Here is a 24,223-nt window from a genome sequence, read left to right as displayed (position 1 = left end):
CTGAACATGTTCAAGGGGCTGTTGGGGGCCCGGAAGGGCCCATGGGCCCTCTTCGGTGCAACGAGCGGGCCGAATTCCTTGTGAAGAACTTCACGAACTTTCCCGCCGACACCGTCCCGAGGGGCCCGTCCGGGGCCCCTCGGGGCGCTCATACGCTGTCCGACCTGCTCATCGGACGAGCCGGACGCGGAAGATCGCCACGCGCGCGTCATGGCCGTCGACGCGCATGTCGACCGTGTCCGTGCCCAGCAGATCGAGCTGGACACGGCCGTCGCCGGGCATCCAGTTGATCCGGTCGATGCCCCGGAAGAACACCTGCCGCTCGGCGTCCCAGCCGGTGGCCTTCGCGTAGTCCGGGTTGTTCGTGTCCGCCGTCCAGATGACCGGGCGACCGGCCCGGTGGTGGGCCAGCACACGGTCCTTGTGCTTCTGCTTGTGCAGGTCCCACTCGTCGCGCAGGTCCGGGTTCCGGGAGCCGTTGTAGGCGTTCGCGATGTAGTGCGTGTTGATCAGCGCGAACTCCAGGGCGGGGTGGTTGACGTGCCGCACCACGACCTCGTTGATCCAGCGCGGCGGCGTGACGCCCGAGATGCCGCCGTGCACGAAGGTGCTGCCCCGGCTGACGACCGTCCAGTGCGCGGGGACGGAGAACGGCACGCGGTAGGCCGAGTCGTGCCACAGGAACGGGTTGGCGTAGGCATCGCCGAAGTACTTGGTGATGCAGGAGCGTTCGAGGCTGTCCCCGTCGCCCTCCTGGATCTCCTGCCAGCCCACCAGGGGGCGGTGGCCGGGGTCGCAGAAGCGGACGTCGTGGATCGCGTCCTCGCGCGCGGCCAGGTTCGTGCGGCCGATGTTGGCCGTGACGACGGGCAGCCGGAACCAGTCGGTCGCCGCCGACGCGGGGGTCGCGCCCGCCACCACGGCACCGCCGGCCAGGCCGCCGCCGAGGGCGAGCAGCCGCCGCCTGCTGAGCCTCGTGCCGCCGGAACGTTCGGAACTCTCGGACATGGGCCGCCCTTTCAGGAAGAGGCGAAGAAGCCTGCGTGTCGCGAGGATTCAAGAGGGCGGGCATACAAAGCGGATACATCCCGGCAGAGCGGGACGAGACCCGCCGGGCAGAAGCCCCGGCGGGCCCGAAAGGGCCGCCCGACGGCCGGTCAGGCCGGATCTTCCGCCACGGCGAAGGCGATGCCGTAAAGGATCGCTCACGAACGCGACTCCCGACCGATGCCCCTGTGTACACGAGAACGCGTACACTGAGCTCATGACTGAGAACACCGTGACCGTGCGGGAAGCTCGAGCCCACCTCGCCGACCACATCAACCGGGCCGAGGAAGGCGTCCCGACCGTCATCACGCGCAATGGCGCCCCGGTGGCGGCCGTCGTTCCGATCTCGGACTTCGAAGCGCTGGAGGAAGCGGCCGATGTGATGCTGGCGCGCGAAGCCGAAGCGGTGCTGGCCGAGGGCGGCACCACCGTAACCATGGCGGAACTGCTGGCGGACCTGTTCACTGAGCAGGACGGCGAGGCGGCGTGAAGTACGCCTTCCGGTTCACCGCGGCGGCGCAGCGGCAGCTCCGGGCCATCAGCCGACCCGACGCCATGGGCATCCTGACCGCGCTGACCGCACTCGGTGACGACCCGTACCGCCAGGACGCCGATGTCAAGAAGCTCACCGGCCCGTCCGGGCTCTACCGGCTGCGGGTCGGAAGCTACCGGATTGCTTATCAGATCAACGACGGCGAACTCGTCGTCCTGGCCGTCAAGGTGGGCGACCGGCGGGACGTCTACCGCAACCTGTGACGCCCCGCCCGGCACCCATATCGCCGGGCACCGCCCCTCAACGTGCCTCGCTCGCCGCGTAATGAGCGATGCCGTCCAGGATGTCGTGTTCGCTCACCACGACCTCCTCGGCGCCCGTCCGTTCCATGATCGTCAGCAGGACCAGGGCGCCCGCGGCGATCACGTCGACGCGGCCCGGGTGCATCGAGGGCACCGCGGCCCGCTCGGCGTGCGTGGAGCGCAGCAGCCAGTCCGTGATCTCCCGGACGCGCTCGCGCGAGACCCGGGAGTGGTGGATCGCCGCCGAGTCGTACTCCGGCAGGTCCTGCGCGATCGCCGAGATCGTCGTGACCGAGCCGGCCAGCCCGACCAGCGTGCGCGCCTCGCGCAGCGGCACCGTCTCCTCGGCCAGGTCGAGGGCCGCCACGATGTCGGCCCGCATCGCCGCGATCTGCTCCCCGGTCGGCGGGTCGGCCACCGCCCCGTCCGTCACCAGGTGCCGCTCGGTCATCCGGACGCAGCCGACGTCGACGGAGCGGGCGGCGCGCACGTGGTCGTCGCCGACGACGAACTCGGTCGAGCCGCCGCCGATGTCCACGACGAGGAACGGGCGGTGCAGGTCCTCGCGTCCCGCCAGCTCCTTGGTCGCGCCGGTGAAGGAGAACTCGGCCTCCTGGTCGCCGGTGACGACCTCGGGCTCGACGCCGAGGATGTCCAGCACGCCCCGCACGAAGTCGTCGCGGTTCTCGGCGTCGCGGGACGCGGACGTGGCGACGAAGCGCAGCCGCTCGGCGCCGTGCTCCTTGATGATCTCCGCGTAGTCGCGGCAGGCGGCGAAGGTCCGCTCCAGCGCCTCGGGGGCGAGCCGCCCGGTGCGGTCGACGCCCTGGCCGAGGCGGACGATGGTCATGCGGCGGTCGAGGTCGACCAGCTCGCCGGTGGCCGGGTCGCAGTCGGCCACCAGCAGGCGGATGGAGTTCGTACCGCAGTCGATCGCGGCGACCCTGGTCACCGGGCGTCCCCCTCCGTCGTCTCAGCCGTCGGCGTCACACAGGTGCCCTTGCGCCACCACTCCGGCAGCATCGCGAGGGCCTCGTCGCCCAGCGGGTTCACGCCGGGGCCGGCCGCGAGGGAGTGCGCGACGAGGACGTGCAGGCACTTCACGCGGTCCGGCATGCCGCCGGCGCTGGGGAAGTTCCTCAGCTCCTCGATCTCGTCGCGGCGCCGGACGTAGTCCTCGTGCGCGGCCCGGTAGGCGGCGGCCAGCTCCGGGTCGGCGGCCAGCCGCTCCGTCATCTCCTTCATCACGCCGTTCGCCTCCAGCGTGCCGATCGCCGAGTTCGCCTTCGGGCACGTCAGGTAGTACAGCGTCGGGAAGGGCGTGCCGTCGGGCAGGCGGGGCGCCGTCTCCACGACGTCGGGCTGCCCGCAGGGGCAGCGGTGCGCGATGGCCCGCAGGCCGCGCGGCGGCCGCCCGAGCTGCTGCTTGAAGGCCTCGACGTCCGCGTCGGAGGGCTCGGTGCGCGGGGTGGAGGGCGGGGGCGTTTCCATACCTGTCTTTCTCGACCTGTCTCGTTCGCTGTTCACTGGGCGGCGACGTCGCCGTTCACTCGGCGGCGTCGGACTTGTCGACCCCGTCCCAGATGTTCGAGTACCAGGGGCGGTCGGCCCGTCCCTGGTCGGCGCGGGACTGCCGGGCGGCGTCCGGGTCGACGACGACGTAGCCGGTCTCCCCGGGCATGACGTAGTGCAGCCGCTGCCGGATCTGCTGTTCCGCGTACGCGTCGTCCTGCCAGCGGGCCTTGAGGTCGCGCAGTTTCTCGACGCGCTCCTTCGCCTGCTGCTTCTGCCGTTCGAGGTCGGCGATCTCGGCGCGCTGGGAGACGTACTGCCGCATCGGGTAGGCCAGGGCCACGATCAGTGAGCAGACCACCAGGGCGAGCAGCGCGGCCCGGCCGGTCAGCCGGGAGCGGCGGGCCTGGCGCCGGGTCTGCGAGCGGTAGACCCGCGCCGCGGTCTGCTCCCCGAGCAGCTTGAGCCTGGTCGTGGTGGAGAACCGGTCCCGGTCCTTCACGGCCATGTGTCTCCCCGCCTCCCGTTTCCCACGCGCGTACGTCCCCGCACACGGTACGGGACCGGGTACGGGGACGTACGTACGACGCTGCCTCTACGGCCGGGTCGGCCGCGTGGGCCGGGTCAGCCCTTGAAGCGCGGGAAGGCGCTGCGGCCGGCGTACACCGCGGCGTCGTCGAGGATCTCCTCGATGCGCAGCAGCTGGTTGTACTTGGCGACGCGCTCGGAGCGGGCCGGGGCGCCGGTCTTGATCTGGCCGCAGTTGGTGGCGACGGCCAGGTCGGCGATGGTGACGTCCTCGGTCTCGCCGGAGCGGTGGGACATCATGCACTTGAAGCCGTTGCGCTGGGCCAGCTCGACGGCGTCCAGGGTCTCGGTGAGCGAACCGATCTGGTTCACCTTCACGAGCAGCGCGTTGGCCGCGCCGTCCTCGATGCCGCGGGCCAGGCGCTCCGGGTTGGTGACGAACAGGTCGTCGCCGACGAGCTGGACCTTGTCGCCCAGCTTCTCGGTGATGGTCTGCCAGCCGGCCCAGTCGTCCTCGAACAGCGGGTCCTCGATGGAGACCAGCGGGTACGCGTCGACCAGCTCGGCGTAGTACTCGGTCATCTCGGCGGCGGAGCGCTCCTTGCCCTCGAAGAGGTAGGAGCCGTCCTTGTAGAACTCGGACGCGGCGACGTCGAGCGCCAGGGCGATCTGGGAGCCGGGGGTGTAGCCGGCCTCCTTGACGGCTTCGAGGATGAGGTCGAGGGCCTCGCGGTTGGAGCCGAGGTTCGGGGCGAAGCCGCCCTCGTCGCCGAGGCCGGTGGCCAGGCCCTTGCTCTTCAGCACCTTCTTGAGGGTGTGGTAGACCTCGGTGCCCCAGCGCAGCGCCTCGGAGAAGGACTCCGCGCCGATGGGGGCGATCATGAACTCCTGGATGTCCACGTTGGAGTCGGCGTGCGAGCCGCCGTTCAGGATGTTCATCATCGGCACCGGCAGCAGGTGCGCGTTCGGGCCGCCCAGGTAGCGGAACAGCGGCAGGTCACTGGCCTCGGAGGCGGCGTGGGCGACGGCGAGCGAGACGCCGAGGATGGCGTTGGCGCCCAGCGAGCCCTTGTTGTCGGTGGCGTCCAGGTCGAACATCGCCTGGTCGATCAGGCGCTGCTCGGTGGCGTCGTAGCCGACCAGCTCCGGGCCGATCTGCTCGATGACGGCCAGGACGGCCTTCTCGACGCCCTTGCCCTGGTAGCGGTTGGGGTCGCCGTCGCGGAGCTCGATGGCCTCGAAGGCGCCCGTCGAGGCGCCGGACGGGACGGCGGCACGACCCGTGCTGCCGTCGTCGAGGCCGACCTCGACCTCGACCGTGGGGTTGCCTCGGGAGTCCAGGATTTCCCGGGCTACGACGACGTCGATGGACGGCACGAGCATCTCCTTCTTGGGATGTGACGCTGGAAGTGCGGGGCACGGGGGCCGTGGGCGGCCTTGGTGTGCCTTGCGACTAGAGCCTAACCGCCCCCGGGCCGTCGGCCAGCCGACCGACCGTCCCGTGGACAGACAGACGGTACCCATTGTTCACCGTCGGAACAAAGGGGGTGGCGGATGAAGAGTGGGGAAAGAGCCGACGACACGCGGCCCGGACACGCATGACCCCGCCCCGGTGCGTACGGGGGAAGGACGCACCGGGGCGGGGGGTTCACGAGGGTCCGGGCTGCGAACCGCGTGTCGGTTCAGGTGTCACTTCAGGTGCAGCTGCTGACCCGGGTAGATGAGGTCGGCTTCCTCGACGATGTCCTTGTTCAGCTCGAACAGCTTCGCCCAGCCGCCCTTGACGTCGTGCTCCTCGGCGATGGAGCTGAGGGTGTCGCCCTTGACGACCTTGTACTCGCCGTCGCCCTTCTTGACCTTCTTGCCGGTCGGGGTGGTGACGGTCTTCTTCGCGGCCGGACGCTCCTGCGAGCGGGAGGCGGGCTGCTCGGCGGAGCGGTCGGTGGTGGCGGTGTCGCCGCCCGCGCTCTGGCCGGAGCCGGAGCCCGAGTCGGACGAGGAGGAGCTGCCGCCGCCGTACGGCGTGTTGGACAGGCCGGTGCCGCAGACCGGCCAGGCGCCCTTGCCCTGACCCGCGAGAACCTTCTCGGCTATCTCGATCTGCTGCTCCTTGGTGGCCTGGTCGGCGGTGGACGCGTACTGCGTGCCGCCGTAGCCGGCCCAGGTGGAGGCGGAGAACTGCAGACCGCCGTAGTAGCCGTTGCCGGTGTTGATGGACCAGTTGCCGCCGGACTCGCACTGGGCGACGGCGTCCCACTCGGAGGCGGTGGCGGCGGAGGCGGTGCCGGACGCCATCAGCGGGGCGGCGACGGCGGCGCCGGTGACGCCGGCGATGGCGATGGCGCGAGTGGCCTTGGACGGACGACGGTGCTTGCCCTTGCCGGAAAACAGCATGGTTGGATCCCCTCACCGACGCCTGCGAGGTGAGCTGTCGGGTTCGGGCCGGTTGAGTTGCCCGGCCGCGCGGCACCTCTCGATGCGCGCGGCTTCACCCCAAGCCGGTCCAGCTCAACTGCTGGGCCCGGCACTTACCTTGGGTCCCCCGCTCCTGCCTACGGCGCTTGACGCGACGACTGTTACCGGGCCGCCACTGGCAGGATTCGGCGTTGCGGCGGCCGGTGCCCGCGATGGCGAGCGGCCTTGACCGTAGACACGCGCGCCGCCGAATTTCAAAGACGATCAGGGCTTCTGAGACCTATCTCTCACTGCATTTAAACCGGACATTCCACGGCGAACCGTGACGTGAACTACCGCTGCTTTTCGACCGATTCGCCCTGCACCGCAAGCTTCTGACCGGGCAGGATCAGGTCCGGGTCGGCGCCGATCGCTTCCTGGTTCGCGGTGTAGAGCTCGCGCCACCCGCCGCGGAGGTCGAGGGAGTCGGCGATGGCCCAGAGGTTGTCTCCGGTGCGGACGGTGTAGGTGCCGTCGCCGGCGTCGCGGGCGGCTGCCGCGTCGCGTGAGGCGTGGCGGCCGGAGGAGCCGTCCTCGCGGCCGTCGGCGGCGCTCTCCTCGGCGCTCGGGCCGCGGTGGCGGCCGGTGCCGGTCCCGCCGGTCTCCGTGCCCTCCGAAGCGCCGTCGCCCTGCTCGGACTTGTCCGAGTCGTCCTGCTTGGTGGAGTCGGCGGACTCGCTGGGGGCGGGGCTCGCACCCGTGTCGCCGGAATCGCCGGATTCGTCCGAGGAGTCCGAGGGGGTGGTGCCGTCGGACGGGTCCGAGGAAGGTGTCGAACCGGAGTCCGGCCCGCTCGACCCGTCCGAGGAGCCGGACGAGTCGGAGGAATCGGAGGTGTCGGTCGAGTCGGGCGACTCGGACACGCCGGTGTCCACGTCGGCGTCGCCGCCGTCGCCGTCGAGGCCCGCGAGCAGCCCGCAGGTCGGCCAGGCGTGGGCGCCCCTGTCGGCGAGGATCCGCTCGGCCACGGCTATCTGCTGCGAGCGGCTGGCCTGGTCGGCGCTGGAGGCGAAGTCGAGCCCGCCGTACGCCTCCCAGTCCTCCTGGGTCAACTGGAGCCCGCCGTAGTACCCGTTGCCGGTGTTCTGGCTCCACGAGCCGCCGGTCTCGCATTCCGCGACCCGGTCCCACGAGGCGCCGTCGGCCGCGCTCGCGCCGGTCGCGCCGAGCAGCGGGATGGCGATGGCGGAGCCGGTCACTCCGGCCGCGACAAGGAGAGCCGGAGCCTGGCGGGGGCGACGGTGACGACCGTTCCCGGAGAGCATGCGGGGGCCTTTCGCGAGACAGCAGTGAACGGCGCGGCGAGTGGGACTCGGCGCCACGCTGATCCGGAAACGTATAGGCATTCGATCAGCCGTCACAAGTTCATGCCGCGCAGATCACGTTAAGATCACAGCTCTGACGGTGTGTCACCTTTGCCGGGGTCGCGGTCCGGGGTCGGCCGGGCACCCTCGGGTGTGAACTCGACGGGCAGGGTGCGCAGTCCGCGCATGATGAGACCGCCGCGCCACCTCAACTGGTCGGGATCCACGGCCAGTCGCAGGTCGGGCAGGCGGGTGAGGAGCGTGGCGAGCGCGGTCTGTCCCTCCAGCCGGGCGAGGGGCGCTCCGAGGCAGTAGTGGATCCCGTGCCCGTATCCGAGGTGCTGGTTGTCCTTGCGGCCGAGGTCGAGGACGTCCGGGTCGGCGAACCGCTCCGGGTCCCGGTCGGCGGCGGCCAGCACGACGAGGACGGGGTCGCCGGGCGCGATGTCCTGGCCGCCGAGGGAGAGCGGTTCGGTGGCGAACCGCCAGGTGGCCAGCTCCACCGGGCCGTCGTAGCGCAGGAGTTCCTCCACGCCGGTTTCGAGCAGGTCGCGTTCGCCGGCGGCGAGGGAGTCCTGGAGGCGGGTGCGCTGCCCGGGGTGGGTGAGGAGGGCGTAGGTGCCGTTGCCGATGAGGTTGACGGTGGTCTCGAAGCCGGCGAACAGCAGGATGAACGCCATCGCCGCCGCCTCGTTCTCCGTGAGGTGCTCGCCGTGGTCCGAGGCGCGGATCAGGCCGGAGATGAGGTCCTCACCGGGGGCCGGTTCGGCGGGCAGGGCGGCGCGCTTGCGGTGGATGAGGTCGGCGAGGTAGCCGCGCATCTTCTTCACGGAGCGGGCGACACCGCCGCGCGGGCCGCCGCCGTGCCGGATCATCATGCCCGCCCAGTCACGGAAGTCGTCCTGGTCCTCGCGGGGGACGCCGAGCAGGTCGCAGATGGCGTAAATGGGGAGCGGGAAGGCGAAGTCGTGGATGAGGTCGGCGGAGCCCTCGCGGGCGAAGCGGTCGATGAGCCGGTCGGTGAGCTCCTGCACGCGGGGCGTGAACTCCGCGACGCGGCGGGGGGTGAACGCCTTGCTGACCAGCCGCCGGAGCCTGGTGTGGTCCGGCGGGTCGATGTTGAGCAGATGCGTCATCAGCTCGGCCTTGCGCTCCCCGGGGATCCCGGTCTTGCCCTTGGCGTGCGCGGGTTCGTCGTGGTGCGCCGGGTTCTTGGACAGGCGCTGGTCGGCGAGGGCCTGCTTGGCGTCGGCGTAGCGGGTGACCAGCCAGGCCTCCACGCCGCTGGGCAGCCGGGTGCGGTGCACGGGGGCGTGCTCGCGCAGCCAGGCGTAGGCGGGGTAGGGGTCGGAGGCGAACTCCCAGGTGAAGAGTTCGGGGGCGGCGGGGCGGGAGTGGGGCTGGTTGGTCACGTGCTCGACCGTATCCGGGACGCCGGTCAGCGGTTCTCCGTGTCCCTGATGGCGTCGCGGTAGGCCCGGGCCGCCGCTCTCAGGGCCGCCTCCGGGTCGACGCCCTCCGCCTCCGCCCGGACCGCCAGGGCCAGCAGCTCGTAGCCGATGCCCTCGACGCGGGGCAGCGGCACGTCCAGGCCGGCCGTGCGGGCCCGGGAGGCCAGCTTGGCGGCGAGGGCCAGGCCGGGCTGGCCGAGGGGGATGCCCTCGGTGACGGAGGTGCGCCGCTTCTCGACCGCCTTGGTGCGCAGCCAGTGCTCCTTGACCTCCTCGGGGGTGGTCGCCGTCGCGTCCCCGAAGACATGCGGATGGCGGTGGACGAGCTTGGCGACGATCCCGCCCGCCACGTCGTCCACGGAGAACGGCGCCTCCGGGTCCTCCTCGGCGATGCGGGCGTGGAAGACGACCTGGAGCAGGACGTCGCCCAGTTCCTCGCGCAATTCGTCGCGGTCGCCCTCCTCGATCGCCTCGACCAGTTCGTACGCCTCCTCGATGCCGTACTTCGCGAGCCCATTGTGGGTCTGCCGCGAGGACCACGGGCACTCGGCGCGGATGCGGTCCATGACCTGGACGAGGTCGAGCAGCCGGGCGCCGGGCAGGTCGTAGGAGGCGGGGAGCAGCTCCAGGTCCGGCATCCGGAACCGGCCGGAGCCCGCGAGGCGCGCCAGGCCATCGGTGAGGGCGGGCTCGCCCTCACCGGTCGCCACGACGACGACCGTGCGGCCGCCGGCGCAGGCGTCGACGAGTTCCTCGGCGGTCGGGGACGCCTCGTCGACCGCTATGCCGGCCTCCCGCAGGTACGGCAGCTGCGGATGGGCGCCGTCCGCGCACAGCACGCGGTCGGCGTCGCGCAGCGCCTGCCAGGCGGGCCAGGACAGCAGCCCGGGGGCGACGCGGTGGCTGGTGGTGAGCAGGACGACACGGCCGGGGGCGGCCTCGGGGCTGATTGCGTTCACGATCCGAACGTAACCCACGCCCCCGACAGCCCCCGCGGTTGTCCACAGGCCCGCTGTCCACAGGCCCGCTGTCCACAGACCGGTTGTCCACAGGCCGGTTGTCCACAGGCCGGACGCCGACGGGCCGGTCGTCCACAGGCCGCCGCGACCGGCGGCCGGGTCACGCCGGCTGCTGCTGCGCTGCCGCCGTCACGTCCCGCACCCACGGCGTCTTCGCGTCGACGCGGCCGCTCTTCTCGACGTCCCAGGTGCCGTAGCGCGGGTTGAGGTCGATGTCGAGCTTCTCGGAGGCCTTGGACAGCGCCTTCCAGAACTCGGGGCGCGAGGTGTCGGTGCCGAGCTGCTTGGCGAGCTTCTGCGCCTCCAGCTGGAGCTTCAGGTTCTCGTCGAGCCGCTCGGGCGCGATGCCGTACTGCTGGAGCCAGGCCGTCTCCAGGCCCTTCGCGCCGCCCGCCTGCTGTTCCAGGCCGGCGCGCATCTGCTGGATCTCCTTGCGGGTGACGGTCACGCCCGCGTCCCGCGCGGCGCGGTGCAGCACCTGGTCGAGGACCATGTTGTGCAGGGTGTCGCGGGTGAGGCGGCCGGTACGGGCGATGGCCTGCTCGTACTGGGACTCGTCCCGCACGGCGGCCCGCTGCGCGGCGCGCACCTCGTTGACCCGGTTCTCCAGCTGCGCGACCGTGATCCGCTCACCGCCGACGACGGCCGCGGCGCCCGGGTGCGCGTCGTTGCCGCAGGCGGTGATCAGTGGGCCCGCGGCGATCGCGGCAGTGAGCAGGAGCGCGGAGCGACGGCGGCGGTGCAAGGAAACCTCCCGAGGAGATTGTGCGACGGTGCACAAAGTCTTGCGGTGATCGATGGTAGGCAGTGGCCCAGCTTTGGCCAACCCATTCGACCAACGATTCACGGGCAGTTCCGGCACCGTCGCGCCTCGCCGCTCGTCCCTCGCCCGTCGTCCTGCGTCCGTCGTCCTTCGCCCGCCGGTCAGCCGCGGACCTGTCCGAGCCACTGGAGCGTGCGCCGCACCTCGGCCGCTACGGGGTGCGCGGGACCCTGGACGCGCTCCACGTCGTGCAGCAGCCGGGCCAGCGTGTCGTGGGCGGCGGCGCGGTCGCCGAGGGCGAGGAGGAGCAGGCCGATGCGGCGGCGCACGTCGTGGGCGAGGCCCGGATCGCCGGCGGCCACGTACTGGTTCTCGTAGTACGGCAGCAGGGACCGGTACTCGGCGAGGGCCGCCGCCGGTTCGCCGAGCGCCTCCAGGCACTGGGCGCAGTCGAAGCGGAACCGCAGCGACTGCGGGTCGGCCTGCCCGGCCTCCGCGGCCCGCTCGTCGGCGAGGCGGCGCAGCTCGGGCAGGGCGCGGCGGTACTGGCCGTCGTCCATGAGGGTCGCCGCGTACTGCTTGCGCAGGGTGCGGACGACCGGGGAGTGCTCGCCGTGCTGCCGGGCGGCGGTCGGCAGGATCGCGCCGAGGATGTCGACGGCCTGCGTGATGCGGCCCTCGCCGAGCAGTCGCTTGACCTCGTCGACGGCGGCGGCGACGTCCGACCGGCCGGCGGCGGGCGCGGGCTGCGGGGCGGGGGTGCGGGCCCGGTCCGGCCAGGGCGCGTGCGGGCGCAGGAACGGGCGCGTGGGGTCGAGGGGCGCCCCGCTGGGGGTGCCGCGCGCGGGCAGCAGCGGGACGAGGGCCTCGTAGACCTCCTGGGCGGAGTCGGGGCGGTGCTGCGGGTCCTTGGCGAGCAGCCGCAGGACGAGCGCCTCCAATGCCTCGGGCACCTCCGGGCGCAGCCGGCGCACGGGCAGCGGCGGCTCGTACAGGTGCCGGTGCAGGACGCCGAGCGCCGTGGAGCCCGCGAACGGCACGTCCCCGCTGAGGAGTTCGTGCAGGACGACACCGAGCGCGTACAGGTCCGTGTAGGGGCCGACGGCGCCGCCCATGGCCTGCTCCGGGGACATGTAGGCGGGCGAGCCGATGGGGGTGCCGGTGTGGGTGAGGCGAGTGGTGTCGGTGTCCATGACGGAGGCGACGCCGAGGTCGAGGACGGTGACGGTGCCGTCCTGCTTGACCATCACGTTCCGCGGTTTCAGGTCGCGGTGGACGATCGGCACGGCGTGCACGGCGCTCAGTACGGCGCACAACTGCGCGGCGACCGCGACCGCCCACTGCCAGGGGTACGGGCCGTGCTCGGCGAGGTGGTCGGAGAGGTCGGCGCCGTCGACGTACTGCATGACGAGGAAGAGTTCCTCGCCGTGGCTGCCCGCGTCGTGGACCGTGACCAGGCCCGGGTGGTCGACCTGGGCCGTGACCCGGCACTCGCGCAGGAAGCGGCGGCGCAGTTCGTCGGCCTCGTGCCCGGCGACCTTGTCGGGGCGCAGCAGCTTCACCGCGACGCGCCGGTCGAGGCGCTGGTCGTAGGCCGTCCAGACCTGGCCCATGCCGCCCTGGCCGATGAGCGCGGACAGTTCGTAGCGGTCGGCGACGACGCGTCCCGCCGCCCCGGTCACCTGCCGTCCTGCCGGCCGCCGTCGCCGTCCTGCCGGCGCAGGTAGTCGCTGAGCTCGTCGAGTTCGGCGCGGACCTGGTCGATGCGGGCGGGCCCGGGCGGCCCGGCCGGCGGCGGCACGGGCGGCACGGCGCCGTGCGGCGCGGGGCCGTGCTGCGTCGGGGGCATCGGTGCCGGGCCGGCCGGATGCCCCGGCACGGGCGTCGGCGCGTACGGCGAGGCGGCCTGCGGGAAGCCGTACCCGGTGTGCACGGTCGGCGCGCCGGGCGGCAGGTGACCGGCGCCGCGCCGCAGTTCGTTGTGGAAGCGGATGTCGACGGTCAGGAAGTAGGCGCTGCTCGCGGCGCCGAGGAGCAGGACGGTGGCCAGCGCGACGTCGCTGCGGTTGTCGCCCTCCGGAAGGACGCCGACCACCATGAAGCAGCCGAGGCTCAGGGGCAGGCTCAGCCACGCCGCCGTCCAGTGGAACCAGTGCCCGCGCAGCAGCGCGACCCGGAACAGCGGCACGCACGAGAACACCCCGCAGGTGAGGACACCGGCGGCGGTGAACAGCACGCGCAGGGTGATGACCGTTGCCGCGCTGCGGGTGGGCGGCGCCGCGCCATGGCCGTACATGTTGCTCCTGGACCGGGATGTGAGCCGACGGGGACGAACGGGTGTGTGAACTGTGCCCGTTCGGGAGTCCGAGCGTATAGCCGGACCGCCGAGGCCGGTCCCGGGTTGTACCGAACCGTTGTAGTGCCGGTCAGTCGCCGGTGCCGGGTCAGTCGCGGTGCCGGGTCAGTCCGCGTGGAAGCGCGCGGGTGCCTTGGTCGGGTTGCCGCCCGACGGCAGCCGCTGACCCCGGCAGTCGGACAGCACCCGGATCATCGCGGCCTTCTCGGCGGCGGTCACCCACAGCCCGTACTTCTTCTTCACGGCGACCTGGGCGGCGACGTACGTGCACCGGTACGCCTTGTTGGGCGGCAGCCAGGTCGCCGTGTCGCCGTCGCCCTTGGCGCGGTTGGTGCCCGCGTCGACGGCGAGGAGGTTCAGCGGGTCGTTGGCCAGCGCTATGCGCTTGCGGCCGTCCCAGTTCTGGGCGCCCTTCTGCCAGGCGTCCGAGAGGGCCACGATGTGGTCGACGTCCACCTTGCTGCGGCCGCGCGCGAAGGCGACGTCCCGGCCGGTGTACGGGTCCGGGGCCAGCGTCCCGGCGAGCACCTTGCAGCCGTCGCCGCCCAACCGCACGTCCTCCAGGTCGCGTTTGAGTATGTCGTCGCGCGTCCCGCAGTCGTTGGAGTCGGTGTCCGCCCACGGGGAGCCGAACCTGTCGCGGTCGTAACCGGTCCTGGGTGCCCGGCCCTTCACGGGCAGGGACGCGACCACGGCGTCCGCCTCGCTCGCCCAGTCCGTGGTGTCCGGCGGGCCCGCCGACCCGGTGGTGCCTCCCGTGCAGCCCGCCGTGCCCGCCACGGCCAGCACCGTCACGACGGCCGCGGCCGCCGTCCCGCCCCGCAGACGCATCCCGCGCGCCCCTCCCCCTGTGGAAGTCCTCTGTTGTGGTGCGCCCCCACCGTAGCGAGCGAGAGGTCCAGACCACACCGCCATCAAATGGGCATAGGGAATGAGCCGGGCGTATCTTCGGAAGAGAGTCACCTCCGGGAGGAGCACTGACACCGGCACGACACACCGGACGGGACACGGCTGGACCTTCCCCGACAGCACCGGCCGTCCGCGGACGACTCACGCCCCGCGGACGGCTTGGTGCGCCGGTGCGCCGACGCCCCTCCGCCGGGACCTACGACCCCAGCACCGACGTGAGGAACTCGCCCACCCACGCCAGCAGATCGCGGCCGACGAGCGGCTTGCCGCCGACCTTCGCGGTCTTCGGGCGCGGCACCAGCACCTGACGCGCCGCCGGCTTGATCACCGTGCCCGGGTACAGCCGCTTCAGGCGCAGCTCCTGCGACTCGCGCAACTCCACCGGCGCGAAACGGATGTTGGTGCCCTGGAGTACGATCTCGCCGACGCCGCACGCGCGCGCCAGCATCCGCAGCCCCGCCACCAGCAGCAGGTTCTCCACCGGCTCCGGCAACTTGCCGTAGCGGTCGACGAGTTCCTCCCGTACGGCCTTGATGTCCTCCTCGGAGTTCGCGGACGCGATGGACCGGTACGCCTGGAGCCTCAGCCGCTCGCCCGGCGCGTAGTCGTGCGGGACGTGCGCGTCGACCGGAAGCTCGATCTTGACCTCCAGCGGCGGCTCCTCCTCGATCTCGCCGGTCTCCAGCTGCCGCCGGTAGTCCGCGACGGCCTCGCCGACCATGCGGACGTACAGGTCGAAGCCGACGCCCGCGATGTGGCCGGACTGCTCGCCGCCCAGCAGGTTGCCCGCGCCGCGGATCTCCAGGTCCTTCATCGCGACGTACATGCCGGCGCCCATCTCGGTGTGCTGGGCGATCGTCGCGAGCCGCTCGTGGGCGGTCTCCGTCAGGGGCTTCTCCGGCGGGTACAGGAAGTACGCGTAGCCCCGCTCACGGCCGCGGCCGACCCGGCCGCGCAGCTGGTGCAGCTGGGACAGGCCGAAGGTGTCGCCGCGCTCCACGATCAGCGTGTTCGCGTTGGAGATGTCGATGCCGGACTCGACGATCGTCGTCGAGACGAGCACGTCGAACTTCTTCTCCCAGAAGTCCACGACGACCTGTTCCAGCGCCTGCTCCGACATCTGGCCGTGGGCCGTCGCGATGCGCGCCTCGGGCACGATCTCCCGCAGCCGGGCCGCCGCGCGGTCGATCGACTCGACGCGGTTGTGGATGTAGAAGACCTGGCCCTCGCGCAGCAGTTCACGGCGGATGGCCGCGCCGATCTGCTTCTCCTCGTACGGCCCGACGAAGGTGAGGACCGGGTGGCGCTCCTCCGGGGGCGTGGTGATCGTCGACATCTCGCGGATGCCGGTGACCGCCATCTCCAGGGTCCTGGGGATCGGCGTCGCGGACATCGTCAGCACGTCGACGTTGGCCCGCAGCTTCTTCAGCTGCTCCTTGTGCTCGACGCCGAAGCGCTGCTCCTCGTCGACGATGACGAGGCCGAGGTCCTTGAACTTGGTCTCCGAGGAGAACAGCCGGTGCGTGCCGATGACGATGTCGACCGAGCCCTCCCGCAGGCCCTCCAGGACCGCCTTCGCCTCGGTGTCCGTCTGGAACCGGGACAGCGCCTTCACCGTCACCGGGAACTGCGCGTACCGCTCGCTGAACGTGCCGAAGTGCTGCTGCACCAGCAGCGTGGTCGGCACCAGCACCGCCACCTGCTTGCCGTCCTGGACGGCCTTGAAGGCGGCCCGGACCGCGATCTCCGTCTTGCCGTAGCCGACGTCGCCGCAGATCAGGCGGTCCATCGGGACCGACTTCTCCATGTCCTCCTTGACCTCGGCGATCGTGGTCAGCTGGTCCGGCGTCTCCGCGTACGGGAAGGCGTCCTCCAGCTCGCGCTGCCAGGGGGTGTCCGGCGCGAAGGTGTGGCCGGGGGCGGCCATGCGGGCGCTGTAGAGCTTGATCAGGTCGGCGGCGATCTCCTTGACGGCCTTCTTGGCCCGCGCCTTGGTCTTCGTCCAGTCGGCGCCGCCCAGCCGGTGCAGCGTGGGGGCCTCGCCGCCGACGTACTTGGTGATCTGCTCCAGCTGGTCGGTGGGGATGTAGAGCCGGTCGCCCGGCTGGCCTCTCTTGGCGGGCGCGTACTCCACGACCAGGTACTCGCGGGTGGCGCCCTGCACGGTGCGCTGCACCATCTCGATGTAGCGGCCCACACCGTGCTGCTCGTGGACGATGTAGTCGCCGGGCTCCAGGGTGAGCGGGTCGATGGTCTTGCGGCGCCGGGCGGGCATGCGCGTGCCGTCCCGGCCGGCGGCCTTCTGCCCGGACAGGTCGGTCTCGGTGAGCACGGCGAGCTTCAGCGCCGGGTCGACGAAGCCGTAGTCGATCGAGCCGCACGCCACGTGCACGAGGGACGGGCTCAGCTCGGTGAGGTCCTGGTCCATGCGGGCCGCGATGCCCTCGCCGCCGAGCACCTCGACCGTGCGGGCGGCCGGGCCGTGGGCCTCGGTGACGTACACCGTGCGCCAGCCGTCGGCCAGCCAGCCCTTGGTGTCGGCGAGCGCCTTCGCGGTGTCGCCCCGGTAGGTGTCGGGGGCGCGCATGCCCAGCTTCAGCGTGTCGGCCTCGTCGAGCGCGTCGTCGGCGGCGAACGGCGACACCGACCACCACATCATGTCCAGCTCGCGCGCCCGGTCGCGGACGTCCGCCAGCGACCACAGGGAGGCCGCGCCGACGTCGATGGGGGCCTCCCCGCCGCCGGCGGTCGCCGCCCAGGACGCCTGGAGGAACTCCTGGCTCGTCGCGACCAGGTCCGAGGCGCGCGTGCGGACCCGCTCCGGGTCGCACACGACGGCCATGGAGCCCTTCGGGAGCACGTCGAGCAGCAGCTCCATGTCGTCCACGAGGACCGGGGCGAGGGACTCCATGCCCTCCACGGCGATGCCCTCGGCGATCCTGCCGAGCAGCTCGCCCAGCTCGGGGTGCTCCTCGGCGAGGGCACGCGCGCGCGTGCGGACGTCCTCGGTCAGCAGCAGCTCGCGGCACGGGGGTGCCCACAGGCCGTGGTCCGCGACCTCCAGGGAACGCTGGTCGGCGACCTTGAAGTAGCGGATCTCCTCGACGTCGTCGCCCCAGAACTCGACGCGCAGGGGGTGCTCCTCGGTGGGCGGGAACACGTCCAGGATCCCGCCGCGTACGGCGAACTCGCCGCGCTTCTCGACGAGCTCCACGCGCGCGTACGCGGCGGCGGCGAGGGCCTCGACCACCTCGTTCAGGTCGGCGGTCTGACCGGTGCGCAGGGCCACGGGGACGAGGTCGCCGAGGCCCTTGACCTGTGGCTGGAGCACGGAGCGCACCGGGGCGACGACGACGGAGACGGGGCCCGTGCCGGGGTCGTCGGGGCGCGGGTGGGCGAGGCGCCTCAGGACGGCGAGGCGGCGGCCGACGGTGTCGCTGCGCGGGCTGAGGCGCTCGTGCGGGAGCGTCTCCCAGGAGGGGTACTCCACGACGCCGTCCGGGGGCAGCAGGGAGCGCAGGGCCGCGGCGAGGTCCTCGGCCTCGCGGCCGGTGGCGGTGACGGCGAGCACGGGGCGGCCGGAGTCGCGGGCCAGGGCGGCCACGGCGAAGGGGCGGGCCGCCGGGGGGCCGACGAGGTCGACGTGGGTGCGGGTGCCGTCGGAGGCCGCGCCGATCGCTTCCGCGAGGGCGGGGTCCTTGACGACTGCGTCGAGCAGACCGTGCAGGCTCATTGGAGGGGGCTTTCCGTCCGGGTCGGCAACACGAAGAGCCCGACGCGCGCTGCGGGCCGGGGGTGTCCAGCGTACGACGGCCGGGCGGCGGGTGCGGGGGGGCTGTGGACGTGGGTTGACTGGCGTCCGGCGTTGCCGTGACCATCACGGCCACCCCGCGGCCCGGCGCCGCGGGGTGCCGCGGGGTGCCGCGGGGTGCCGCGGGGTGCCCCAGCGGCACGACTGCCCGCGGCTTGGCCGGACGCGCCGGCGCCGGGAAGGCTCGTGCCCTCCCGGCGCCCGCGTTTCCCCCGCAACCCCCGTGTGCGGTGGGGCTTGGAAACCTGCGGAGCTACTCCGTCGCGATCGCGTTCAGGACGTTCATCCGGCCCGCCCGGAACGCCGGGACCAGGGCCGCGAAGAGGCCCACGAACGCCGAGCCGAGGAAGACGCCGATGATCGTCGGCCACGGGATCTCCAGGACGACCAGTCCCTCCAGCTCGAGGAGCTGCTGTGCCGTCGCGCCCCAGCCCATCCCCAGGCCCAGGCCGAGCAGCGCGCCGAAGAGGGCGATGACCACGGACTCCAGGCGGATCATCCGGCGCAGCTGGCGCCGCGAGAGTCCGATCGCCCGCATCAGGCCGATCTCCCGCGTGCGCTCCACCACCGACAGGGCGAGCGTGTTCACGACGCCCAGGATCGCGACGATGATCGCCAGCGCCAGCAGACCGTAGATCATGTTGAGCAGCTGCCCGATCTGGTCCTTCAGCGCTTCCTTGTAGTCGGTCTGGTCACGGACCGTGTACTGCGGATAGTCGTGCAGGGCCTTCTTCAGGGAGGCGTACGCGGCCGTCTCCTGGCCGTCCTTCGCCGAGGCGAACAGCACCTGGTCGAGCGGCATCTTGTCGGCCGGCACGTACTTGGCCAGTGTCTCGATCGACGTGTACATCGCGCCGGCGTCGATGACGACGTCGCTGCTGGTGATCGCGCGGACGGTGAGCCGCCCGGTGGAGCCGTTCTTGAACGCGACCTCGATCACCGACCCGAGCCGTATCCCGTGGTCCTCGGCGAACTTCTCGTGCACGGACATGGAGTCCGGCCGGTACGCGTCCGTGAGCTTCCCGGCGACGGTCTCGGTGCGCACGTCCGTCGCGTAGGACGGGTCGGCCGCCGTGATCGCCGTGTCCTTCAGCGTCTTGCCGTCGGGCGTGGTGAAGTCGGCCTGCGTCCACTTGTACTCGGTGACCCGCTCCAGGCCGGGCGCCGCCTTCGCGGCCCGGACCGCCTCCGGAGTGAGCAGCTGCCCGGTGTCGGACTGGACGATGAAGTCGGTGCCGACGGTCTTGTCGAGCTGGTCAGTCGCCGAGGCCACCATGGAGGAGCCGACGACGGACAGGCAGGCGACCAGCGCGAGGCCGATCATCAGCGCGGCGCCGGTGGCGCCGGTGCGGCGAGGGTTGCGCAGGGCGTTGCGTTCGGCCATGCGGCCGACGGGGCCGAAGGCCCGCAGCAGGACCGCGCCGAGGACCCGGACCACGCCGCCCGCGAGGAGCGGCCCGATCACGACGAACCCGATCAGGGTCAGCACGATGCCGACGCCGAGCCACAGCGACCCCTCGGAGGCCTTGTCGGCCTGGGCGGTCAGGTACAGCGCGGCGGCGCCGCCGGCGGTGAGGACCGTGCCGATCACGCCCCGCACCCAGCCGGCCCTGGCGTCCGCCGGGGCGCCCGCGTCGCGCAGCGCGGCCATCGGCGAGATCCGCCCGGCGCGCCGCGCCGGCAGGTACGCGGCGAGGACGGTGACGACGACACCGAGGACGAGACCGACGACGGGAGTGGTCCAGGCGATGGTCAGGTCGTCGGTGGACAGTTCCATGCCCATCTGGCCCATGAGCTTCATCAGCCCGATCGCGAGCCCGACGCCCGCGCCGACGCCGAGCAGCGAGCCGACGAGGCCGAGCAGCAGCGCCTCGGCGAGCACCGACCGGTTGACCTGCCGGCGACTGGAGCCGATGGCGCGCATCAGGCCGATCTCGCGGGTGCGCTGGGCGACCAGCATCGAGAAGGTGTTGATGATCAGGAAGATGCCGACGAGGAAGGCGATCCCGGCGAAGCCGAGCATCGCGTACTTCATGACGCTCATGAAGCCCTCGACGTCCTTCTGGTTGGCGTCCGCGGTCTCCTTGGCGGTCTGCACCTTGTACGCGCCGCCGAGCGCGGCCGTCACGTTCTTCTTCAGCTGCGCGTCGCTGACGCCGGCCGCGGCGGTGACGTTGACGTTGGTGAAGACGCCGGACTCGCCCACGAGCACCCGCTGGGCGGTCTTCGTGTCGAGGTAGAAGATCGCGGCGCCGGGGTTGGTGACGGTGAAGTCGGCGACGCCGGAGATCTTCGCCGTGTGGGTGCCGACGGCGGTGATGACGCCGATCTCGTCGCCGAGCTTCAGGTCGTGCTTGTCGGCGGTGTCGGCGTCGACCATCACCTGGCCGGGTCCGGTGGGCGCCGCCCCGGACGTGATGTCCATGGTGCGGGCCTCGTTCTTGTTCCAGCTGCCCACGATGGTCGGCGCACCGCCGGACGGCGACAGGTTCTCCTTGTCGGCGTCCACGACGGTCACCGAGGTCGAGAAGACGGCGCCCTCCGCCGACTTCACGCCCTCGGCGGTGCGCACCTTGTCGAGGACGGCGGCCGGCATGACGGGCGGCCTGCCGTTGTCGGAGGTGGTCTCGCCGGTCTCGGAGGAGTTCTTGGCGCTGACCGTCACGTCGGAGGAGGTGGCGGCGAACAGCTTGTCGAACGTGGTGGACATGGTGTCCGTGAAGACGAGCGTCCCGCAGACGAAGGCCACCGACAGCAGCACGGCGATCGCCGACAGCGCCATCCGGCCCTTGTGCGCGAGGAAGTTGCGCATCGAGGTCTTCAGCACGGTCATGACGTGCGCCCCCGGGCGTCGAAGTCCTTCATGCGGTCCAGGACCTGCTCGGCGGTCGGCCGGTTCATCTCGTCGACGATGCGGCCGTCGGCGAGGTACAGCACCCGGTCCGCGTACGACGCCGCCACCGGGTCGTGGGTGACCATGACGATGGTCTGGCCGAGTTCGTCCACGGAGCGGCGCAGGAAGCCCAGCACCTCGGCGCCGGCGCGGGAGTCGAGGTTGCCGGTCGGCTCGTCGCCGAAGATGATCTCGGGCCGGGCCGCGAGCGCGCGGGCCACGGCGACGCGCTGCTGCTGGCCGCCGGACAGCTGCGTCGGCCGGTGCCTGAGCCGGTCGGCGAGGCCGACGGTGGTCACGACGCGGTCCAGCCACTCCTTGTCCGGCTTGCGGCCGGCGATGTCCATCGGCAGCGTGATGTTCTCGATCGCGTTGAGGGTGGGCAGCAGGTTGAACGCCTGGAAGATGAACCCGACGCGGTCCCGGCGCAGTTGGGTGAGCTTCTTGTCCTTCAGGCCGGTGATCTCGGTCTCGTCCAGGTAGATCTGCCCGGACGTCACGGTGTCGAGCCCGGCGAGGCAGTGCATCAGCGTGGACTTGCCGGAGCCCGAAGGGCCCATGATCGCGGTGAACCGGCCGCGGGCGATGTCCACGTCGACGTGGTCGAGGGCGACGACGCGGGTCTCCCCGGCCCCGTACGCCTTGACGACCTGCCGCGCCCGCGCGGCAACGGCCGTACTCCGTCCAGTGCCCCCGTGCCTGGGAATGGTTACAGCCGATGTCACGGTAAGTCTCCTATATCGGTTACTGATTGAGTCAAGTTGCTGCGCCGACGCGGTCGTCGGTGGATGTCCGTGTGCTTGGTTACGCGTCGAGTCTGGCCCCCCGAGGCCCCCCACCGCGCTGGTGCCCGGCCCCGTCCTGTGCGGGGGAAAACCCCACCCCCGAAGGTGCGGTCCGTACGACCGCCCCCGCCCCCGGCGGTGTAAAGCCAGGTTAAGGACGGCCGGTGGGCCGTCTCGTCCTCCAGCGGTACGAAACCTCCCCGAGCCGTAGTACGGAGGTACCCCTAAGGGCTCTCCCCCGACGGGCGGACACTGTCTCGGGGTCGGTCCGCCCTCCGACGCAGTCACTGTCCACCCTGCCGTCGCGTCAGGATCAAGTGGGAAGCTGTCGGACGGCGATAGATGCAAGGGACAGGCACAAGGTCGGAGATCGGTCGGCACTCAGGGACGGGCCGCGCAGGCGGACCCGGGCAGAGGGAGGGAACTCGGGTGGGCAGCACCAGACCCGCGACACGGGACACCGCGCGCGGCACCGGACCGGACCGGCGGGGAGCCGTCGTCGCGGCACTGATGCTCGCGATGGCACTGGCCGCGCTGGACTCCACGATCGTGTCCACGGCCGTCCCGCAGATCGTCGGGGACCTCGGCGGCTTCTCCGTGTTCTCGTGGCTGTTCTCCGGCTATCTGCTGGCCGTGACGGTCACGCTGCCGGTGTACGGGAAGCTGTCCGACACCTTCGGCCGCAAGCCGGTGCTCATCGTGGGCGCGGCCCTGTTCCTGGTGGGTTCGCTGCTGTGCGCGCTCGCCTGGAACATGTGGGCGCTGATCGCGTTCCGTGTCGTGCAGGGCCTGGGCGGCGGCGCGTTGCAGGGCACGGTGCAGACACTGGCCGCCGACCTGTATCCGCTCAAGGACCGCCCGAAGATCCAGGCGAAGCTGTCCACGGTGTGGGCGGTGTCCGCGGTGGCGGGCCCGGGGGTCGGCGGCGTCCTCGCGGCGTACGCGGACTGGCGGTGGATCTTCCTCGTGAACCTGCCGATCGGTTCGGTCGCGCTGTGGCTGATCGTCCGTCACCTGCACGAGCCCGAGCGGGAGGCGCCGGCCGTGCGGCACCGCGTCGACTGGGCGGGCGCGCTCGCGGTGTTCGCGTGCGGGGGCGTGCTGCTGACGGCGCTGGTGCAGGGCGGAGTGGCCTGGCCGTGGCTGTCGACGCCGTCGGTCGCGCTGTTCGGGGCGGGACTCGTGCTGCTGGTGGCGGTGGTGCTGATCGAGCGGCGCGCCGCGGAGCCGATCATCCCGGGCTGGGTGTGGCGGCGCCGCACCATCGCCGCGGTCAACCTGGCGCTCGGCGCGCTCGGCCTGCTGATGGTGGCGCCGACGGTGTTCCTGCCCACCTACGCCCAGTCGGTCCTGGGCCTGGCGCCGGTGGCCGCCGGATTCGTGCTGTCCGTATGGACGTTGAGCTGGCCGGTGTCGGCGGCGCTGAGCCAGCACGTGTACCGCAGGATCGGCTTCCGCAACACGGCGATGCTCGGCATCGGCACCGCCACCCTGGTCCTGGCCGCGTTCCCGCTGCTGCCCTACCCGGGGCAGGCCTGGCAGCCGGCGGCGCTGATGCTGCTGCTGGGCGCGGCGCTCGGACTGTTCCAGCTCCCGCTGATCGTGGGTGTGCAGTCGACCGTGGGCTGGGCGGAGCGGGGCACGGCGACCGCGTCGGTGCTGTTCTGCCGCCAGACCGGCCAGACCGTCGGCGCCGCCGTCTTCGGCGCCATCGCCAACGGCGTCCTCGCGGCCCGGCTCGGCGGCGCCGGCGACCTGGAGTCGGTCACGCGGGCCCTGGACGCCGGCACCGCGCACGAGGCCACCCGGCACGCCATCGCCGACGCGGTGCACGCCGTGTACCTGGGGGCGGCCGGGGCCGCGGCGCTCGCGTTCCTCGTCCTGCTGGTGCTGGCGCCGCGGAAATTCCCGGTGCTGAAGGACTGACCGGCCCGTACGCTGCCGCCATGGTGACCCTGCGACGACTGCACGCCGACCACGCCGAGGCCCTGCTGGCCTTCGAACGGGACAACAGGGAGTACTTCGCGCGCTCGGTCCCGGACCGCGGCGACGCCTACTTCACGGCGGAGGGCTTCGCCGCCCGGCACGCGGCGCTGCTGGCCGAACAGGAGGCGGGCGTCTGCCACTTCCACGTCGTCCTGGACGCGGCGGGCGAGTTGACCGGGCGCGTGAACCTGATCGACGTGACGGACGACGGCTCGGCCGAACTCGGCTACCGCGTGGGCCGGTCGGCGGCCGGGCGCGGGGTGGCGACGGCGGCGGTCGCCGAGATGTGCCGGACGGCGGCACGGTCGTACGGCCTCACCGCGCTCACCGCCAGGACCACGCTGGACAACCCCGCGTCCATGACCGTCCTGGCCCGCAACGGCTTCGAAGCCGTCGGACACCTCACGCTCGACGGCCGTCCGGGGGTGCATTACCGCAAGTCCCTGCGGGACGCGAGACCCTGACGGGGCGGCCAAAAGTCCGAGTTAACGCGGGTAACGTCACAGGTCAGCGTCGGTATGGCATACCGACCGCTCAGTTCGGTGAAAACGTCGCGGGCCAGGTGACCGGCGAGTAACGTGCGTGGCTCGCACCCCCCACCCCCTTGCGG

At 72.0% G+C, this 24,223-nt stretch carries 20 protein-coding genes and 1 riboswitch; of the genes, 4 read left to right on the top strand and 16 right to left on the bottom strand.

Going from position 1 to position 24,223, the window contains the following annotated elements; genetic code table 11:
* Positions 1 to 168: 168 nt before the first annotated feature.
* On the bottom strand, positions 169 to 1,008 hold the full coding sequence (locus ACZ7D7_RS15445; RefSeq protein ID WP_470824740.1) for a hypothetical protein: 840 nt from the start codon (positions 1,006 to 1,008) through the stop codon (positions 169 to 171).
* A gap of 256 nt (positions 1,009 to 1,264) precedes the next feature.
* Here ACZ7D7_RS15445 and ACZ7D7_RS15440 point away from each other — a divergent pair, with 256 nt between their 5' ends.
* Together ACZ7D7_RS15440 and ACZ7D7_RS15435 are read left to right on the top strand one after the other, a co-directional pair.
* The gene (locus ACZ7D7_RS15440) at positions 1,265 to 1,537 is read left to right on the top strand and encodes a type II toxin-antitoxin system Phd/YefM family antitoxin (protein ID WP_048457331.1); all 273 of its coding nucleotides are present in this window, start codon (positions 1,265 to 1,267) and stop codon (positions 1,535 to 1,537) included.
* Positions 1,534 to 1,803, top strand: coding sequence for a type II toxin-antitoxin system RelE family toxin (locus tag ACZ7D7_RS15435; protein WP_470824739.1), 270 nt, complete (start codon positions 1,534 to 1,536; stop codon positions 1,801 to 1,803). The genes ACZ7D7_RS15440 and ACZ7D7_RS15435 overlap by 4 nt, the downstream gene beginning before the upstream one ends.
* Before the next feature lie 37 nt (positions 1,804 to 1,840).
* Here the strand turns inward: ACZ7D7_RS15435 and ACZ7D7_RS15430 are convergent, their stop codons facing one another.
* The 15 genes from ACZ7D7_RS15430 to ACZ7D7_RS15360 form a co-directional block, all read right to left on the bottom strand.
* The gene (locus ACZ7D7_RS15430) at positions 1,841 to 2,794 is read right to left on the bottom strand and encodes a Ppx/GppA phosphatase family protein (protein ID WP_470824738.1); all 954 of its coding nucleotides are present in this window, start codon (positions 2,792 to 2,794) and stop codon (positions 1,841 to 1,843) included.
* Positions 2,791 to 3,333 (bottom strand): DUF501 domain-containing protein, encoded by a 543-nt coding sequence (locus tag ACZ7D7_RS15425; RefSeq protein ID WP_470824737.1) that lies wholly within the window; start codon positions 3,331 to 3,333, stop codon positions 2,791 to 2,793. The genes ACZ7D7_RS15430 and ACZ7D7_RS15425 overlap by 4 nt, the downstream gene beginning before the upstream one ends.
* Positions 3,334 to 3,388: 55 nt before the next feature.
* Positions 3,389 to 3,862, bottom strand: coding sequence for an FtsB family cell division protein (locus tag ACZ7D7_RS15420; protein WP_470824735.1), 474 nt, complete (start codon positions 3,860 to 3,862; stop codon positions 3,389 to 3,391).
* Positions 3,863 to 3,978: 116 nt separating this feature from the next.
* The gene (gene eno, locus ACZ7D7_RS15415; protein ID WP_470824733.1) at positions 3,979 to 5,259 is read right to left on the bottom strand and encodes a phosphopyruvate hydratase; all 1,281 of its coding nucleotides are present in this window, start codon (positions 5,257 to 5,259) and stop codon (positions 3,979 to 3,981) included.
* A 312-nt stretch (positions 5,260 to 5,571) separates the two neighbouring features.
* Complete coding sequence (locus ACZ7D7_RS15410; protein ID WP_470824731.1) at positions 5,572 to 6,276, bottom strand: transglycosylase family protein; 705 nt, start codon at positions 6,274 to 6,276, stop codon at positions 5,572 to 5,574.
* 4 nt (positions 6,277 to 6,280) lie between these two features.
* Positions 6,281 to 6,452, bottom strand: a riboswitch (cyclic di-AMP (ydaO/yuaA leader).
* A 177-nt stretch (positions 6,453 to 6,629) separates the two neighbouring features.
* Complete coding sequence (locus ACZ7D7_RS15405) at positions 6,630 to 7,601, bottom strand: transglycosylase family protein (protein WP_470824730.1); 972 nt, start codon at positions 7,599 to 7,601, stop codon at positions 6,630 to 6,632.
* Between the two features lie 125 nt (positions 7,602 to 7,726).
* On the bottom strand, positions 7,727 to 9,052 hold the full coding sequence (locus tag ACZ7D7_RS15400; protein WP_470824729.1) for a cytochrome P450 family protein: 1,326 nt from the start codon (positions 9,050 to 9,052) through the stop codon (positions 7,727 to 7,729).
* Positions 9,053 to 9,078: 26 nt separating this feature from the next.
* The gene (locus ACZ7D7_RS15395; RefSeq protein ID WP_470824727.1) at positions 9,079 to 10,050 is read right to left on the bottom strand and encodes a nucleoside triphosphate pyrophosphohydrolase; all 972 of its coding nucleotides are present in this window, start codon (positions 10,048 to 10,050) and stop codon (positions 9,079 to 9,081) included.
* A 160-nt stretch (positions 10,051 to 10,210) separates the two neighbouring features.
* Positions 10,211 to 10,855: a SurA N-terminal domain-containing protein gene (locus ACZ7D7_RS15390; RefSeq protein WP_470824726.1), complete on the bottom strand. Its 645-nt coding sequence runs from the start codon at positions 10,853 to 10,855 to the stop codon at positions 10,211 to 10,213.
* A 179-nt stretch (positions 10,856 to 11,034) separates the two neighbouring features.
* Positions 11,035 to 12,513 (bottom strand): serine/threonine-protein kinase, encoded by a 1,479-nt coding sequence (locus ACZ7D7_RS15385; protein WP_470824840.1) that lies wholly within the window; start codon positions 12,511 to 12,513, stop codon positions 11,035 to 11,037.
* 38 nt (positions 12,514 to 12,551) lie between these two features.
* Positions 12,552 to 13,169 carry a hypothetical protein gene (locus ACZ7D7_RS15380; protein ID WP_470824724.1) on the bottom strand — a complete coding sequence of 206 codons (618 nt, stop codon included), beginning with the start codon at positions 13,167 to 13,169 and terminating at the stop codon, positions 12,552 to 12,554.
* A gap of 165 nt (positions 13,170 to 13,334) precedes the next feature.
* Complete coding sequence (locus ACZ7D7_RS15375) at positions 13,335 to 14,060, bottom strand: HNH endonuclease family protein (RefSeq protein WP_470824723.1); 726 nt, start codon at positions 14,058 to 14,060, stop codon at positions 13,335 to 13,337.
* 274 nt (positions 14,061 to 14,334) lie between these two features.
* On the bottom strand, positions 14,335 to 17,871 hold the full coding sequence (mfd, locus tag ACZ7D7_RS15370; RefSeq protein WP_470824722.1) for a transcription-repair coupling factor: 3,537 nt from the start codon (positions 17,869 to 17,871) through the stop codon (positions 14,335 to 14,337).
* A gap of 331 nt (positions 17,872 to 18,202) precedes the next feature.
* Entirely contained in the window at positions 18,203 to 20,782 is a 2,580-nt protein-coding gene (locus ACZ7D7_RS15365; RefSeq protein ID WP_470824721.1) for an ABC transporter permease, read from the bottom strand.
* Positions 20,779 to 21,567 carry an ABC transporter ATP-binding protein gene (locus ACZ7D7_RS15360; protein ID WP_470824720.1) on the bottom strand — a complete coding sequence of 263 codons (789 nt, stop codon included), beginning with the start codon at positions 21,565 to 21,567 and terminating at the stop codon, positions 20,779 to 20,781. The genes ACZ7D7_RS15365 and ACZ7D7_RS15360 overlap by 4 nt, the downstream gene beginning before the upstream one ends.
* 489 nt (positions 21,568 to 22,056) lie before the next feature.
* On the opposite strand from ACZ7D7_RS15360, the gene ACZ7D7_RS15355 reads away from it, so the two are divergent.
* Positions 22,057 to 23,553 (top strand): MFS transporter, encoded by a 1,497-nt coding sequence (locus tag ACZ7D7_RS15355; RefSeq protein ID WP_470824719.1) that lies wholly within the window; start codon positions 22,057 to 22,059, stop codon positions 23,551 to 23,553.
* A 20-nt stretch (positions 23,554 to 23,573) separates the two neighbouring features.
* Complete coding sequence (locus ACZ7D7_RS15350; protein ID WP_470824717.1) at positions 23,574 to 24,077, top strand: GNAT family N-acetyltransferase; 504 nt, start codon at positions 23,574 to 23,576, stop codon at positions 24,075 to 24,077.
* Positions 24,078 to 24,223 lie beyond the last annotated feature (146 nt).

This window comes from Streptomyces sp. NPDC037054 (assembly GCF_055606745.1).
The sequence above is the reverse complement of the archived record's forward strand: the minus strand, read 5'-3'. Positions and strand labels throughout refer to the sequence as shown.

What these genes read in the sequence shown, in the direction of transcription:
- ACZ7D7_RS15380 (WP_470824724.1), bottom strand. Translation starts at nt 13,169, where the DNA reads ATGTACGGCCATGGCGCGGCGCCGCCCACCCGCAGCGCGGCAACGGTC.
- ACZ7D7_RS15405 (WP_470824730.1), bottom strand. Translation starts at nt 7,601, where the DNA reads ATGCTCTCCGGGAACGGTCGTCACCGTCGCCCCCGCCAGGCTCCGGCT.
- ACZ7D7_RS15440 (WP_048457331.1), top strand. Translation starts at nt 1,265, where the DNA reads ATGACTGAGAACACCGTGACCGTGCGGGAAGCTCGAGCCCACCTCGCC.
- mfd (WP_470824722.1), bottom strand. Translation starts at nt 17,871, where the DNA reads ATGAGCCTGCACGGTCTGCTCGACGCAGTCGTCAAGGACCCCGCCCTC.
- ACZ7D7_RS15375 (WP_470824723.1), bottom strand. Translation starts at nt 14,060, where the DNA reads ATGCGTCTGCGGGGCGGGACGGCGGCCGCGGCCGTCGTGACGGTGCTG.
- ACZ7D7_RS15425 (WP_470824737.1), bottom strand. Translation starts at nt 3,333, where the DNA reads ATGGAAACGCCCCCGCCCTCCACCCCGCGCACCGAGCCCTCCGACGCG.
- ACZ7D7_RS15410 (WP_470824731.1), bottom strand. Translation starts at nt 6,276, where the DNA reads ATGCTGTTTTCCGGCAAGGGCAAGCACCGTCGTCCGTCCAAGGCCACT.
- ACZ7D7_RS15365 (WP_470824721.1), bottom strand. Translation starts at nt 20,782, where the DNA reads ATGACCGTGCTGAAGACCTCGATGCGCAACTTCCTCGCGCACAAGGGC.
- ACZ7D7_RS15445 (WP_470824740.1), bottom strand. Translation starts at nt 1,008, where the DNA reads ATGTCCGAGAGTTCCGAACGTTCCGGCGGCACGAGGCTCAGCAGGCGG.
- ACZ7D7_RS15350 (WP_470824717.1), top strand. Translation starts at nt 23,574, where the DNA reads ATGGTGACCCTGCGACGACTGCACGCCGACCACGCCGAGGCCCTGCTG.
- ACZ7D7_RS15420 (WP_470824735.1), bottom strand. Translation starts at nt 3,862, where the DNA reads ATGGCCGTGAAGGACCGGGACCGGTTCTCCACCACGACCAGGCTCAAG.